Origin of the sequence: Occallatibacter sp. (genome assembly GCF_049582745.1) — a bacterium.
GTDB lineage: Bacteria > Acidobacteriota > Terriglobia > Terriglobales > Acidobacteriaceae > Telmatobacter.
Window position 1 is genome coordinate 1 of the sequence record NZ_JBAUUO010000079.1, and the last position, 14818, is coordinate 14818.

The 14818-nt window shown below is 59.5% G+C and carries 14 protein-coding genes; 11 read left to right on the forward strand and 3 right to left on the reverse strand.

What is annotated here, in order from left to right:
* Positions 1-253 precede the first annotated feature (253 nt).
* Together ribD and WCA10_RS13245 are read left to right on the forward strand one after the other, a co-directional pair.
* Positions 254-1414 (forward strand): bifunctional diaminohydroxyphosphoribosylaminopyrimidine deaminase/5-amino-6-(5-phosphoribosylamino)uracil reductase RibD, encoded by a 1161-nt coding sequence (ribD, locus tag WCA10_RS13240; RefSeq protein WP_472823002.1) that lies wholly within the window; start codon positions 254-256, stop codon positions 1412-1414.
* 167 nt (positions 1415-1581) lie between these two features.
* Complete coding sequence (locus WCA10_RS13245; RefSeq protein WP_472823003.1) at positions 1582-2016, forward strand: hypothetical protein; 435 nt, start codon at positions 1582-1584, stop codon at positions 2014-2016.
* 110 nt (positions 2017-2126) lie between these two features.
* Here WCA10_RS13245 and ggt read toward each other — a convergent pair whose 3' ends face one another.
* Positions 2127-3719 (reverse strand): gamma-glutamyltransferase, encoded by a 1593-nt coding sequence (gene ggt / locus WCA10_RS13250; protein WP_472823004.1) that lies wholly within the window; start codon positions 3717-3719, stop codon positions 2127-2129.
* 639 nt (positions 3720-4358) lie between these two features.
* On the opposite strand from ggt, the gene WCA10_RS13255 reads away from it, so the two are divergent.
* Positions 4359-5042 carry a riboflavin synthase gene (locus WCA10_RS13255; protein ID WP_472823005.1) on the forward strand — a complete coding sequence of 228 codons (684 nt, stop codon included), beginning with the start codon at positions 4359-4361 and terminating at the stop codon, positions 5040-5042.
* A 199-nt stretch (positions 5043-5241) separates the two neighbouring features.
* Here the strand turns inward: WCA10_RS13255 and WCA10_RS13260 are convergent, their stop codons facing one another.
* Positions 5242-6666 (reverse strand): CapA family protein, encoded by a 1425-nt coding sequence (locus WCA10_RS13260; protein WP_472823006.1) that lies wholly within the window; start codon positions 6664-6666, stop codon positions 5242-5244.
* Positions 6667-6892: 226 nt separating this feature from the next.
* Here WCA10_RS13260 and WCA10_RS13265 point away from each other — a divergent pair, with 226 nt between their 5' ends.
* The 7 genes from WCA10_RS13265 (at position 6893) to WCA10_RS13295 (ending at position 13723) form a co-directional block, all read left to right on the forward strand.
* A complete protein-coding gene (locus WCA10_RS13265) occupies positions 6893-8098 on the forward strand; it encodes a type II secretion system F family protein (protein ID WP_472823007.1) in 1206 nt (401 codons plus the stop codon).
* An 8-nt stretch (positions 8099-8106) separates the two neighbouring features.
* The gene (locus WCA10_RS13270; protein ID WP_472823008.1) at positions 8107-9753 is read left to right on the forward strand and encodes a GspE/PulE family protein; all 1647 of its coding nucleotides are present in this window, start codon (positions 8107-8109) and stop codon (positions 9751-9753) included.
* Positions 9753-10670 (forward strand): type IV pilus biogenesis protein PilM, encoded by a 918-nt coding sequence (locus WCA10_RS13275; protein ID WP_472823009.1) that lies wholly within the window; start codon positions 9753-9755, stop codon positions 10668-10670. Before WCA10_RS13270 ends, WCA10_RS13275 begins: the two co-directional genes overlap by 1 nt.
* A gap of 1 nt (position 10671) precedes the next feature.
* A complete protein-coding gene (locus WCA10_RS13280; protein WP_472823010.1) occupies positions 10672-11418 on the forward strand; it encodes a PilN domain-containing protein in 747 nt (248 codons plus the stop codon).
* A complete protein-coding gene (locus tag WCA10_RS13285; RefSeq protein WP_472823011.1) occupies positions 11415-12047 on the forward strand; it encodes a hypothetical protein in 633 nt (210 codons plus the stop codon). Before WCA10_RS13280 ends, WCA10_RS13285 begins: the two co-directional genes overlap by 4 nt.
* Before the next feature lies 1 nt (position 12048).
* Positions 12049-12654 carry a hypothetical protein gene (locus WCA10_RS13290; protein WP_472823012.1) on the forward strand — a complete coding sequence of 202 codons (606 nt, stop codon included), beginning with the start codon at positions 12049-12051 and terminating at the stop codon, positions 12652-12654.
* A 178-nt stretch (positions 12655-12832) separates the two neighbouring features.
* On the forward strand, positions 12833-13723 hold the full coding sequence (locus WCA10_RS13295; protein ID WP_472823013.1) for a type II secretion system protein: 891 nt from the start codon (positions 12833-12835) through the stop codon (positions 13721-13723).
* 84 nt (positions 13724-13807) lie between these two features.
* On the opposite strand, the gene WCA10_RS13300 is transcribed toward WCA10_RS13295, so the two are convergent.
* A complete protein-coding gene (locus WCA10_RS13300) occupies positions 13808-14188 on the reverse strand; it encodes a HesB/IscA family protein (RefSeq protein ID WP_472823014.1) in 381 nt (126 codons plus the stop codon).
* Between the two features lie 338 nt (positions 14189-14526).
* On the opposite strand from WCA10_RS13300, the gene WCA10_RS13305 reads away from it, so the two are divergent.
* A complete protein-coding gene (locus tag WCA10_RS13305; RefSeq protein ID WP_472823015.1) occupies positions 14527-14799 on the forward strand; it encodes a hypothetical protein in 273 nt (90 codons plus the stop codon).
* Positions 14800-14818: the final 19 nt, after the last annotated feature.

Consider the following 14818-nt stretch of genomic DNA (forward strand, 5'->3'; position numbering starts at 1 on the left):
CCCGCCCATGCCCTCCAACAACTCAGCTAGCCAGCAGCCGCAGACGTGGTTGTGGGAAAGCGGAAAACAGTCCCACCGTTTTCCGCTTTTCCACCAACCCGCCCTTGACAATCCAGACAGTCGCTGAGCGCACGGGCCCCAAGCCGAAGCCTCGTCGACGCCCCGCTCGGATCCCCTGACGATCGATTTACGCCTTCCTGCAGTCTGGACAGTTACACTTCTTCCTGTTGCAATCGATGGATCGCACGAAAACATGAATATCGAAGATAAAGAAATCTACTGGATGCAGCGAGCCCTCGAGCTAGCCCGCCGCGGCATCGGCGTCGCTTCCCCCAATCCCACCGTCGGCTGCGTCATCCTCGATCGTGCCGGCCAGGTTGTCGGCGAAGGCTGGCATGAGTACGACCTGCTCGACCACGCCGAAATCGTCGCCCTCAACGAAGCAAAACAACACGCGGGTGACCGCCTCAAGGGGGGCACCGCCTACGTCACGCTCGAACCCTGCAATCACACCGGCCGCACCGGCCCCTGCACGCAGGCCCTCATCTCTGCCGGACTAGCCCGAGTCGTCGCGGCCACCAGCGATCCCAATCCCAACGTCACCGGTCACGGCATCGACGCGTTGAAAGCAGCAGGTCTCCAAACCACCGTCGGCGTCTGCGAAACAGAAGCCCGCCGCATCAACGAAGGCTTCGCCCGCTGGATCCAGAACAAACGCCCCTTCGTCCTGATGAAGGTCGCCATGACCCTTGACGGCCGAATCGCGCCGCCGGCCGGATTCCATACGGCCCGCGAACCCTATTGGATCACCAGCGAACTCGCGCGCGCCGCCGTGCAAACCCTGCGCTGGCAGGCCGACGCCGCACTCACCGGCGTCGATACCGTCCTCGCCGACGATCCCATGCTCACCGACCGCAGCGGCCTTCGCCGCCGCCGCCAGCTCCTGCGCGTCGTTCTCGACTCCGCTCTCCGCATGCCGCTCGATTCGAAGATGGTCCGCGGCGTTCAGAACGACCTCGTCATCTTCACCGTCTCCAAAGACGAAGCCCGCATTGAAGAACTCCGTACCCACGGCGTCCGTGTCGAAGTTCTCCCATCGGATCACGGCCGCGTCTCCATCAGCGCCGTCCTCGATAAGCTCGGCGAAGAAGGCATCCTCACCCTGCTCACCGAAACCGGCACGCGCCTCAACACCGCTCTTCTCGCCAGCGGAATGGTCGATCGCGTCCACCTCTTCGTCGCTCCCCAGATCATGGGCTCCGATGCCGTCCCCGCCTTCAAGGGCATGCCCAACGCCATCCAAATGGCCGAGGTGGAAGTGGAGCGCTACGGCAACGACCTCGGCCTTTGCTCGCTCCTCCGCGATCCCTGGCAAGAGCAAGCTCAGAGAAAGCAAAATCCCGCAACCCCATGACCAGCTAAATCAGATGTTTATCATTCAGCAAAAATCTCGTAAAAATCCATATTGCTCCAGCGACAACCCCCGGGCTAACTCTTCACGTCCAATCTCATGCACGTTCCGGCCCACTATAAGGGCAGTTCATGCAGTTTGGTTTTTGCGACAGGGGGACCCCTCGGGCCATGCTTCACCACACTCTCAACTTCCTGGGAATCGGCGTCTTGTCGGCAGTGCTCGCAGTCGCCGCCATCATCTGTACCGCATTGCGCATCGATAAAGATCCGGCAGTCGACGGACCCCGCGCGCTCATTTCGGAGTTCATTGGGTTGTGGCTCGCCTTCACTTGCCTTGCGTGGAGCTTCATGATTGCAGGTCCGGCGAATCTTCAGTGGGCATTACGAGGGCTGGCTGTCGGCGCCGCTCTGGTTGCTTTCGCGTTCGCGGCTTACTTCGCCGGAACGCCCGAAGTGCGCATCAGGCTTGACGAAGAGCCAAGCGGCTTCGACGACCCCACCACGAGCCTGAATCTTGATGATCCGCCTGCGACACTTCCATCCGGTTCTGATGTGCAGCGCCACAAGCGCACCTGGACTGAGCTCGATAACTCGACGAATTAGTGCTCTGTCGAAACTTTGGAGAAGTTCGGTTGCTCCGGAATCGCCGCACCATCCGCCCGCGGATCCGATGCCCCGAAATTCATTCCCGTACTGCTGTCGTGCAGCACAGCCTAGCCGCGCCCCATCTGCGACGTGTAGTCGGGATGCACCTGCAGCACGTGCCCCATCTTCGTCAGCGCGTCAATCGTTGCCTCCGTCACGCGCGACTCGATCACGATCCTGCACCCTAGCTGCTGCCGATCCGTAAAGCGCGGCGCCTCCATCGCTGCCTGGATGTTCATGTGGTAATCCACCACGTTCGAAACAAACTGCGCATGGGCCAGCGGCTGATTAAGTCCGCCCATAATGCCAAATCCGATGTGCTGATCGCCATGCTGCATGAATGCCGGAATGATGGTGTGAAACGACCGCTTGTGCCCTGCCAGCGCATTCGGTGATCGGGGATCGAGCGAAAACAATCCGCCGCGATCCTGCAGCGCAAACCCCATCCCCTTCACCGTGATCTGCGATCCAAAATTCTCGTAGTTGCTTTGAATGATCGAAAGAATGTTTCCCTCTCGATCCACGACGCTGAAGTACGTCGTATCGCTCTTGCCCAGTGCTCCGGGCGCAACCGTGCAGTTCGCATGTTCCGGATCGATCAGCGCCGCGCGCTTCGCCGCATATTCCTTCGACAAAAGCTGCCCCACCGGAATCGTTCCGAAACGCGGATCGCCGTCATACGCCTTCACGTCGGCGTACGCCAGCTTCATCGCCTCAATGCGATGGTGCAGTTCGCCCTCGCTGTGCGGCCCCGCCAGATCAGCCGGAAATTTTTCCATGATGTTCAGCATCTCCAGCGCCGCGATGCCGTCGCCATTCGGTGGCAACTCGTAGACTTCCCAGTCGCGATACGTCGTATGGATCGGTTCCACCCACTCGGCGGAGTAGGCCGCCAGATCGGCCGCCGTCATCGTTCCGCCCAGCTCGTCCGACGTCTTCAAAATCGCTTTCGCGATCTCGCCCTTGTAAAAAGCCGACTCGCCCCGCTCGGCAATCAGCCTGAACGCGCGCGCCACATCGGGATTGCGAAACAGTTCACCGGTCCCCGGCACCTTGCCGCCAGGCAGAAAAACCCTCTGGCTCTCCGCGTTCGTCAGCAGACCTTTTTCATCGCCGGCCCACCACGCATGAATAATCTCTCCCACTGCAAATCCGTGTTCGGCATAAAAGATTGCCGGCTGAAACAGATCGCGCCAAGGCAACCTGCCCCAGCGCTCATGCAGCTTCGTCCATCCGTCCACCACCCCCGGCACCGTCACGGAATCGATCCCGAACTGCGGCATCATCGTCGCGCCTTTCGCGCGCAGACGGTCAATGGTCAGCGCTTTCGGCGCCCATCCACTTGCATTCAGCCCATAGAGTTTCCCTGTCTTTGCATCCCAGTAAATCGCAAACAGGTCGCCGCCCATCCCGTTCGATGTCGGCTCGGTCACGTTCAGCACGGCATTGGCCGCGATCGCCGCATCAATCGCCGAGCCACCCTGCTCCAGCACCCGCGCCCCCGCCTGCGACGCCGATACCTGGCTCGTAGCCACAATGCCGTATTGCGTTGCCACCACCGATCGCCCGTACGACCTGTCCTGCGCAGCAATTTGCGGTACAAAGCCCAAAGCCGATAAGAGAATTGCGAAACCGGCGACGACAGATTTTTCTGCGGTCATACGATGGGGTTCCTGAAATGCGGCGAACAGATGTGGGAAAAATCTGCTGAAAAAACCCTATCAGAGCCGGGCCGAAAGCTGTGCATGTGTTCGTCACGAACAACGATCAGTATTCGGGCCAGTCAAATGAACAGCACTCTACAGAAAACCGCCATCTGTCAAAAACAAAACTGTCTCACTGCAGGGGTTCACCTCATTGCGCCGTCAAGCCCCTGCGACATTCAATTTCTCTAAATAATTCATTTTAATCGCTAAATTCCTTCAGCCATTTTGCAGGTAATTTCGAGCCAAAAGCGCACAATGAAGTTCAAAGAGATGAGCATTGCGCGGCAACTCAAAGGTCGATCACGACAACAACCCGGAAATGCCCGGAAAGACGATAGCAAGCCGAGATGTTTCCAGACAACTCAGTCCCGATAACGCCAGAAACGCCACTAAGTTCTGTGATAGGAAATATTTAGGATTAAGTTCAATGACAACAAATATCTACAGCGACCCCCGATCTCGAAGTGTCTTAATACAGTACGTTTGCAGCCAGAGACGGGGTGGGGGGGTACCCATACGCAACGATTCGGTTGCATATCGCGATCGATGTCCCTGGGTTTCAATCCCTGATCCCTAATCCCTTAAAATGATTCCATGTTCACCGGCATCATCGAGCAGACCGGCACCCTCGTCAGCCTTACCGATCGCGGCGGCGTCCGCCGCATCATCGTCGAAGCGCCTGGCATTGCCGACCGCCTCCGCGAAGGCGACTCCCTCGCCGTCTCCGGAGTCTGCCTCACCGCGCTCGATGTCGACCCAACCTACTTCCACGCCGATCTTGCCCAGGAAACGCTGGACCGCACTTCACTCGGCGCGCTCAAGCCCGGCGCAAAAGTAAATCTGGAATTACCCACCGCCGCCGGTAGCCCTCTCGGCGGCCACGTCGTCCAAGGCCACGTCGACGGCACTGGCATCATGACTGCCCTCGATCCCATCATCCCAGCGACAAGCCCGTACTTCAACCGCGAAACCACTGACTGGACCCTCAAAGCCCGCGTCCCCGAAAACCTCCGCCAGTGGATGGTCCACAAAGGTTCCGTCGCCATCGAAGGCATCAGCCTCACCATCGCCGGAATCGAAGGGCCGGAGAACGACACTATATCAATCGCAGTCCTGCCGCTTACCTACTGGCGGACCAACCTGCACACACTCAGCCTCGGCGCGCCGCTAAACGTCGAAGCCGATGTGCTCGTTAAACTCGCGTACCAGCATTTGCAGTCCGCAAAGAAACCCGAATTCGACCTGACCGAAGAATGGCTGGTCGCCAACGGCTACTGAGGTTACAGAGGAATCGGCATGAAATCCGTTCGTGAAATCGGACTGAAAATTACCGCCGCGCAGCGCGAGTACTTCCGCTACACCGAAGCCTCCGCCGATCTGGAACGTCGAGGCGCCGGAACCTCGCGTCCCGAATTCGCATGGATAAGCCACGCGAAGCAGAGCGATAACAGGATCTCCTCACCGATCGAAGACGCGCTTACTTCGCCGCCGGCTTCGGCGGATCGGTCACATACTCATCGCCCGTCCGCGCCAGAATCTGCGCCCTGCGGTCCATCAGCAGCTTCAGTTCCTTGTTCGCATCGATGAACTGCTGCTTCTGCTCGGCCGTCATCTGCGCGCCATCATCCGTCGCCTTGTTCAGTTCGTCCAGCTCGGCCTGCACCTTCGGAATCTCGCGGTCGATCAGTACCGGGTGAATGTTCGGCGTCTTCGCCTTCCCTGCCGCAATCGCATTCCGATTGTTCTCGCCCCAAACCGGCAGCATCCCAACATGTCCAAGTTCGACCCGAACGCCCGCCGGCCCATAATCATCTCGCACCGCCGAGAACAACCCGATCATCGAATCACGCGGATCGCCATCCTTGTCCGGCATCAGCCCATCCACATAAGTCCGCGACTGGTTCGACAGGAAATTCCCCAGCGAGTAGAAGATCACCGCCATCCGCCCATCCGCCGTCGTGTACGTCTCGATCGGCTGCAGCACATGCGGATGGTGCCCCACAATCACCGATGCGCCGGCATCCAGCATCTTGTGTGCAATGTCCACGTCCTCCGGCCGCGGCGCTGGCGCGTATTCCGTCCCCCAGTGAATGGAAATCACCAGCATGTCGCAATGCGCCTTCGCCGCCTTCACGGACGCCAGCACCTGCGCCTCGTCCGCCCCCGGCGCGCCTCCCGACTCGCCGGGATACGGGAAGAAATTCACATGTGCCTGTTCGTCCTTGTCGGGATTCCGATTGCCGTTCAGCCACCGCGTCATCCCCAGCCAGCCCACCTTGATCCCGCTAGCCTCCACGATCACCGGTTGCCACGTCTGCGCCGCTGTATCCCCCGACCCCACAAACTGCAGCCCGATTTCACGCAGATGCTCCCGCGTCTCCGTAAATCCGGCCCACCCCTGGTCCATCACATGGTTATTCGCGAACGAAACGATCTTGATCCCGCTGGCCTTTAGAGCTTCCGGCAGCGCCACCGGAGCGTCAAACATGAAAGCCTTCGATCCCTTCGAGTGAGCCGGCGCTACCGGCGTTTCCAGGTTCACAAACCCGAAGTCCGCGCCCTTGAATACATCGCTAACATCCGCCAGAAGCGATCCCCACCCCCCCGCGCCGCCGCCGGCAGCTTCTGCGGCCGCTCGCACCGGCTCGTGCGGGATCACATCTCCACCGATGGCAAAACTCACCCGTGCAAGCTCATGCGGATAGGGCGCCACAGCGACAGCCCGATTCAGCTTCGTCGCAAATCCGCTGAAATACGACGCTGCCATCACCATGCCCAGCAAGATAAGGACGGCGAGCGCAGCAGCACGCGGACTCAGCCCCAGAAAGTTGCCGTTTTCGGCTCCTTCTCCGGAGGGAATCCCTTCGCCGCCTGTCTTCATCCATCTAGCCGTCTGATCCATGGGGGTGGCTTGGCTCTCCCTCAGCATACCCCCAGGAAAAGACGCCGGTTAACCCCATTTCGAACTTAAGTACCCTCAAGGTCGACTACCCTTCAATTGGAAGTGACAATCTGCGAGCGCTTCTTCAGGAAACTGCGTCTATCTAATGAGCGAAACTGTTACCCTTGAACAGGAAAGCGAACCGAAAGGCCGGCAGCGCCCAGGGGCCGGGCTGGCAACCTGACTTATGGCAGAGTTCGTAATCAAGTTAGCCGATGAACGCGGTCATGTAATGGAGCAGGTACAGACCGCCTCCACCGCAGAGGAGTTGCGTGCGCGCTTCTCCCACGCCGGCTATCATGTCTTTTCTGTACGCGCGCGCTCCGGTCTCACCGGAATGTCGCGGCGCAAAGTCAAGCTTGAGCCGTTCCTCATCTTCAATCAGCAATTTCTTACGCTCATCCGCGCCGGCTTGCCCATTCTCGGTTCGCTCCAGATGCTCTCCAAGATCCAGAAGAGCCCCTATTTCCGCAGTCAGCTTGACGACATTGCCAACCGTGTCAAAACAGGCGAATCGCTCTCCGGCGCATTTGAGGCGCAGACGGGAATGCCCGTCATCTACACCACCACCCTGCTGGCCGGCGAACGCTCCGGCAATCTGCAGGAGGTCCTCGATCGTTACATCGGATTCCAGCGCGTTTCGCTCACCTTCCGCAAAAAGCTCACCGCGTCGCTCATCTACCCCGGCCTGCTACTCACCATTGTGAGTGGTCTGCTCGTCTTCATGTTCACGGTGGTCATTCCCCAGTTCGCACAGCTCTACGATCAGATGGGCTCCAGGCTGCCGCAGATGACGATCCTGCTTCTAACCTTCGGCAAATGGACTCAACACAATATCCTCTGGATCGCTCTCACCATACTCGTAATAGCCGTCGGGATCTGGCGTTTTTCCATCACTGAGAAAGGCCGCGACACAATCGACGGCATTCGTGTGCGCATGCCGATCTTCGGCAAAATCTGGCTCAAATATCAGGTCGCGCTCTTCTCGCGTACCCTCTCTACGCTGCTCACCGGTGGACTTCCGCTGGTACCCTCGCTCGAAACCGCCGCGCGGTCCATCTCCTCCCGCCGCGTATCCAAGGCCGTGGGGTCGGCAGTCAGCACCGTGCGCGAAGGCAAAAACCTCGCCGATTCTCTTTCCAACACCGGCGTCTTCCCCGACCTGTCCACCGAAATGATCTCGGTCGGCGAACAGACCGGCGCTCTTCCGCAAATGCTCAACTCCGTCGCCGAATTCTTCGAAGAAGACGTAGCCACGGCTTTGACTGCAGCACTCTCATTAATTGAGCCCGCCATCCTCATCGTGATGGGCGTGGTCGTGGTCTTTATTCTTATCTCGCTTTATCTGCCGATCTTCTCGCTCGGGTCCGCAGTTGGTGGAGGACAGGGTTAATCCTATTCATGGCTGCTGACACTACAATCGCGGTGCCGACCGGGCCGATGGTGAACGGCCTCGACGAGCGTGCCCAGGCTGAAGCCCTGGCAGCCCGTTATCGCGCCGAGTTCGTTGACTTAAAGAACTTCAAGATTCAGCACGACCTGTTGCGCACTGTCCCCGTAGAACTTATGTTCCGCTACAATTTCGTGCCCATCGAGCAGATGGCCGACGCCATGGTCATCGCCGTTAGCGATCCGTCGCGCCTCATGGTGCTCGACGAAATCGCCGGACTCCTCGGCCATCGCATCATCGCCCGCGTCGCCACGCTCTCGCAGATTACCGACTTGCTCAAGAAGACCGAGCAGTCGCAGCGCGTCCTCGACGAAGCCAGCGAAGGCCTCACCTTCGATGTCGTCACTGGCGACGACACCCAGTCCGACGAAAACATCTCCATCGAAAAGCTGACCAGCGACGAAGACATCAGCCCCATCATTCGCCTGGTCGATACCACCATCTTTACCGCGCTCGAGCGCCGCGCCTCCGACATCCACATCGAGACCTACGACGATTCGCTCCACGTCAAGTACCGCATCGATGGCGTCCTCCAGGAAGCCATGGCGCCCATCGCGCGCGAGCACCACACCACGATTCTGAGCCGCATTAAGATCATGAGCGAGCTCGACATCGCCGAGCGCCGCGTCCCGCAGGATGGCCGCTTCCGCGTCCGCTACAAGGGTCGCCTCATCGATTTCCGCGTCTCCATCATGCCCACCGTGCATGGTGAAAACGCCGTCCTCCGCGTCCTCGACAAGGAGTCGATGAGCGAGAAGTTCCGCCACCTCACGCTCGACGTGGTGGGCTTCGCCGAAGAGGATCTACGCCGCTTCCGCCGATACATCCGAGAGCCATACGGTATGGTGCTCGTCACCGGACCCACCGGCTCTGGCAAAACCACCACGCTCTACGCCGCCCTCAACGAGATCAAGAGCGACGAAGACAAGATCATCACCATTGAAGACCCGGTCGAGTACCAGATCCGCGGCATCACGCAGATTCCGGTGAACGAGAAAAAGGGCCTCACGTTTGCCCGCGGCCTGCGCTCCATCCTCCGCCACGACCCCGACAAGATCCTCGTCGGCGAAATCCGCGACCAGGAAACAGCACAGATCGCCATTAACTCTGCGCTCACCGGACACCTCGTCTTCACGACTGTCCACGCCAACAACGTCGTCGACGTCCTCGGCCGTTTCCTCAACATGGGCGTCGAAGCTTACAATTTCGTCTCCGCCCTCAACTGCATCCTGGCCCAGCGTCTCGTGCGCACAGTCTGCGAACACTGCGTCCGGACCGTCAGCTACCCCGACGAAGTCCTCATCGCCAGCGGCATGAATCCCGCCGAATGGCGCGGCTTTGCCTTCCGCGAAGGCATCGGATGCATCGAGTGCGGCGGTACGGGGTATCGCGGACGTACCGCTATCCATGAGCTTTTAGACTTGACCGACCCCATCCGGGAGCTGATCCTTGAAAAGAAGCCGACCTCTGAGATTCGCAAGCTGGCTCAGCGCGAAGGCATGAGCTTCCTTCGTGAATCGGCCCTCGACCGTGTTCGTCGCGGGCTCACCACGCTCAAGGAGATCAACAAAGTCACCTTCATCGAGGCATCCCGATAGTGAGTCCCATCCTCAGCAGGTCGAAATCAGCCATCCATTACGCAGGCCGCCCGCCCGCGGCAATCGAGCTCACGTCCGAGGGCGTGCTGGCCGCTTCGCTGCCAGGAAAGCATGACGAGCCTGTCTACGCGTATGAGCCTCTGCGTCCCGGCATCCTCATTCCCGGCATCAGCGAACTCAACATGACGTCGCCCGAGGCCGTATCTCTCGCGATTCGCAATGCCCTGGCCAGCGTCTCGCCACGCAGCCGCTTCGTCACCGTCGTCATTCCGGATACAGCAGTTCGCGTTTTCGTCCTCGACTTTGATGCCATTCCGGCCCGCGCCAGCGAGGCGATCCCGGTGCTTCGCTTCCGGCTCCGCAAAATGGTTCCCTTTGACGTGGAGCACGCCGGCCTCAGCTATCAGATCCTCTCCGAGAGCAAGACCGAAGCCCGCGTCCTCGTCGCCATCCTCCCCAGCAATATTCTGGAGGAGTACGAGACCGCAGTGCGCGCCGCCGGCTACGAACCCGGAGCGGTCATGCCTTCTGCCCTTGCAGCTCTGGCAACGCTCGATTCTTCTGAGCCGCTGCTCGCCGCCTGCCTCAGCAAGGTCGCCATCACCACCTCGATCACCCAGAGCGAAGATCTGCTCCTCTATCGAACCCTCGACCTCCCTGAAGATCCTCAGCAGCGCCTCCTTGAAGTCCAGCGCAGCGTTGCCGTCGCTGCGGCATATTATGAAGACAAGGTCTCCGTCTTGCCCAAGGAACTCTACTTTGCAGGAAACGGTACAGCCGCGGAGTTCGAGCATTGGTTTGGTACCTCCGAGTTGAAGATCATTGACCTGGCGCCCCGGCCCTCAACTGGTGTCGCGACCCGTTTGTCGAACATGAGCACCGCCGGACTTACCGGCGCGTTGGCAGGAGCCGTCTAGCGTGCGCGTAGCCATCAATCTTGCCTCACGGCAGTTCGCCGATGTCGCACCGACGCTCAAAAATCTGCGCTTGGCGATGGGCGCTTTGGCCCTGGTTGCCATCGCCCTGGGATTAGGCCTCCACGCTCTGCACGACAAGGCGGAAGCCGCACGCTTACGCGCGCACTCCCTCGACGGACAGATAGCGCAAATCACCCACGAGCGCCAGCAGTATCAGACCATGATGCAGCAGCCTGACAATGCTCGCACCCTCCAGCAGGCACAAAGCCTCAATCAGCTCTTCGACGAAAAGTCCTTCTCGTGGACCCTCGCTATGGAGGACCTCGAAACCGTCCTGCCTGCCGGCGTACAGGTCAACACACTCGAGCCAACCGTAAAAGATGGCCAGATCTCCGTCCGTCTTCGCGTTGTCGGTCCACGCAATCGAGACGTGGAACTCGTCGAGAATCTTGAACATTCCCGCCACTTTCTACTGCCTCGTATCGTCGGCGAAACCGCCGAGTCCCAAGGCGGACCCAATCAGCGCGCCGAAGTTGTCAGCGCCTCCGACCGCGTCAACTTCGACATGCTCGCCGACTACACGCCGGGAACCCCGGAAGATCGCAAGCACGCCAGGGCAAAGGATCACGCCAAGCCAAATCCGGATGATGAGCCTTCGCACGAGGGCACACCAGCGGGCCGCTCTCCCTATACCGGCATGACTCGTCCCCACGCCCCCGTGCAGCCACACAGAGGAGTACCAAAATGAGCCCAACCCCCGTTACGACGCGCGAACGACTCTCGTCTCCTCTCACCTGGCACTACGTCGGCCTCTGCGTCATGGCTCTAATCGTGCTCGGACTTGCCATTCGACTCGGAATGGATTGGTCCGCCACCGACTCCAGCTCTGCTGACGCACTCACGGCCAAACAGATCGAGCTTAAAACCCTTGAGCTGCAGACTGAGCCCCTTCGCGGGCTCGAAGGCCGCGTCAAAGAATCGCGCCTCCAGATCAAGGACTTCTACGACAAACGCATTCCCGCCAATTACTCTTCGATCCTTACAAGCATTGGCGCGCTGGAAGTGAAGTCCGGCGTTCACCTCTCCCGCGTGGGATACTCGCAGGGCGCCACCGCAGGCGATCTGACCGAAATTTCGATGGACGCCGGCATCAGCGGCGAGTACCAGCAGATCATGCGCTTTGTAAACGGCCTCGAGCGCGACAAGACCTTCCTCGTGATTCGCGCCATGGCCTTCACCGGCCAGCAGGGCGGACTCGTGAGCCTTCGCCTCCGCGTCTCCACCTGGCTTCGACCCTCTGACGTACCTGGCTGGATGATGCCCACTCCCGCCGATACGCCGGCATCCGCAGCTCCGGTGGCAAGGGAGGGCGAGTAGTATGGCCATCGCACTCGGAATAGAAAATAAACGCCAAGTCTACATCGTGATCGCTCTCGCGGCCGTCATTGTCGTCGCCGGCGGCTACGAACTCTACAACTCATACGGCACCCCATCGACGGCCGCCCCTGCCGCAGCCGCCCGGCCCTCCGCCACTAACCGCGGGACCACCCAGCACGAAAATGCTGCGGGACCGCAGGCCCAGCGCGTAGCGAGCAACAACATCGACCCCACGTTGCACTTCGATAAGCTCGCCCAGAGCGAAGACGTAGTCTACTCCGGCACTGGCCGCAATATCTTTTCTGCCGAATCCGCGCCCGTACACATTGAGGCTCCCTTAAAGAGTGCGCGGAATACTGCGCCCACCGTTACGGTTCCGACCGGCCCTCCGGCACCGCCCGCGATCGACCTCAAGTATTTTGGCTACACCGAGACCCGAGACAAGACCATGCAGGCGTTCCTCGTTCGCGGAGATGACATCTTCCTGGCTCATTCCGGCGACGTGGTAGATCACCGATACAAGGTTCTCTCTATCCTGCCCGGGGCCATTCAAATTACCGACCTCGGCTACAACAACACCCAGACCTTGCCCCTGTCCGCGAACTAGGAGAATTAGTCCTCCGTCGAACGCTTTGAATCCACGCAACGTCTACTTGGGAGGGGCACGCATTTTATCGCGCAACGACATGCGGGGAAGCGTGGAGCCTCACAGGCTGCAGAAATACGCCCGCCTTGAAAGGGCATGGCTTCAGCCATGCCGTAAGCAGCACAATATCATCGTCGCAATGAATCCGGCTTTCCAAAAACGTCGTCTTCCTCCTGCCGAAGAGGGCTACATCCTCGTCGCCGTCATTTTCATGCTCGCCATTCTTATTCTCTCGCTCTCCGTCGCGATCCCGCGCGTACGCGAGAGCATTCAGCGTGACCGCGAAGAAGAAACCATGCAGCGCGGCAAGCAATATATTCGCGCCATTCAGCTCTACTACCGCAAATTCAATGCCTATCCGCCGAACGTCGACGCGCTCATCAAGACTAACGACATCCGCTTCCTCCGCAAGAAGTACATCGATCCCACAACCGGCAAGGACGAGTGGAAGCCGATTCTCTACGGCCAGAACAAGACGCCGCAGGCCATGGGCTTCTTCGGGCAGCCCCTCGCCACCGCTTCACTTGCCGGCATTGGCCCAGCGGGAGGAAACACCGGCGCCGCGGGCGCGCCTGGCGCGAACCCAACGGCAGGAGGTGGCTTTTTCAACAGCACCACCACCGCCACTGACTCCGGCACAAACACAACCGGCGGAACGGACTCGAATGGCAGCCCGGCTGCCGGAACCGGGACCAGCCCGACGGGCACACCCGGCACCGGCACCTCCGGCTCGGCATTCGGTTCGTCCAACAACCCCGCAGGCAATGGACAGACATTCGGCGGTGGCGGCATCATCGGCTTCTCTCCGCAGAGTCCGAAGCAGTCAATTTTCGTTTACAAGAAAAAGAACCACTACAACGAGTGGGAGTTCCTCTACAGCCCGCTGATGGACCAACAGACGGCGGCAGGCGGAAACACCGGACTTATCGGCCAACCCGCCGGCAGCACCACCACTCCCGTCGGCGGGACACCCCCCACAACCCCGACGACGCCTACCGCCCCAACAAACCCCACCACCCCGCCCCAATAGTTCGCCAAAGGTCCCCCAAACGCACGAAAGCCCGTCCATCTGGACGGGCTTTCGTGCATTCCCTTGGTCCCTGGGTCCCTGCTTTTACACACTGAACGAAGAACCGCAACCGCAGGTCGATTTCACCTGGGGGTTCTCGAACTTGAAGCCTGCAGCCTCCAGCGTCTCCACGTAGTCGACGATGCACCCATTCAGATACATCAGTGAGGTGGCATCGACGTAAACACTCAGGTCGTCAAACTTGAAAACCTTGTCCATCATTCCGGCCTGATTCTCGAAGGCCATTGAATACTGAAATCCCGAGCAGCCGCCACCCACCACGCCAATCCGCAGTCCTGTCGGGAGCGGATCCTGCGTGGCCATGATTTCGCGCACCTTGGCGATCGCCTGCGGAGTCAGAATAAGAGGGGCTTTCTTTTCGGTTTCCTGCGTCGTTGTTCCCGGTGCTGCGGTTGTCGTTGCCATGGTCTCTCCCAGTCCTGTTGAAATCTTTTCCTGAACTTACTGTACCGCCCCGCCATAGGCGTTACAAGTTCATAAGTCACTTCATCCCATTGGATGCAACCGGATAACCGAAAGTCGCGGAGATCCCTCCGGCTCCTCCCCATCCTAATTCCCGCATTCTCAACAAATTTAGGCCAACATCCCCCAATCCCGGTCCGAAATTACCTGTGATTCGCGTCACGGGAAGTCGGTTCGACCCGGGCTATGATTTCAGCCATACAACCCCCGGATCGGCGCAGGACACCCAAAACGCGGGATCTTGCCGATAGCCGGGTGGATTACTCGCTGGAGGTAATTTTATGCCGTTCGTTCCCGTCATGTGGTCCGTCTGGGGACTCACCATCCTCGTTTTGGCGGTCATGTTCCTTTACCGTTCCCGGCTTACGCGGGACGAAGAAGACCAGATCTTTCTCGACGACTCCTTCAGCCATGAACGCACGGCCCAACAGGCAATCATCGCCAAGGTCAACAAGGTTCAGCCGCTGATTCGAGTTTCTGAGATTGTTGCTGCCGTTGCGACCCTCTTCGTCATCGGCTACTACATCATGGATGTCTTCAACCAATTTAAATAGCTAGTTTTGCCCTCTCCCG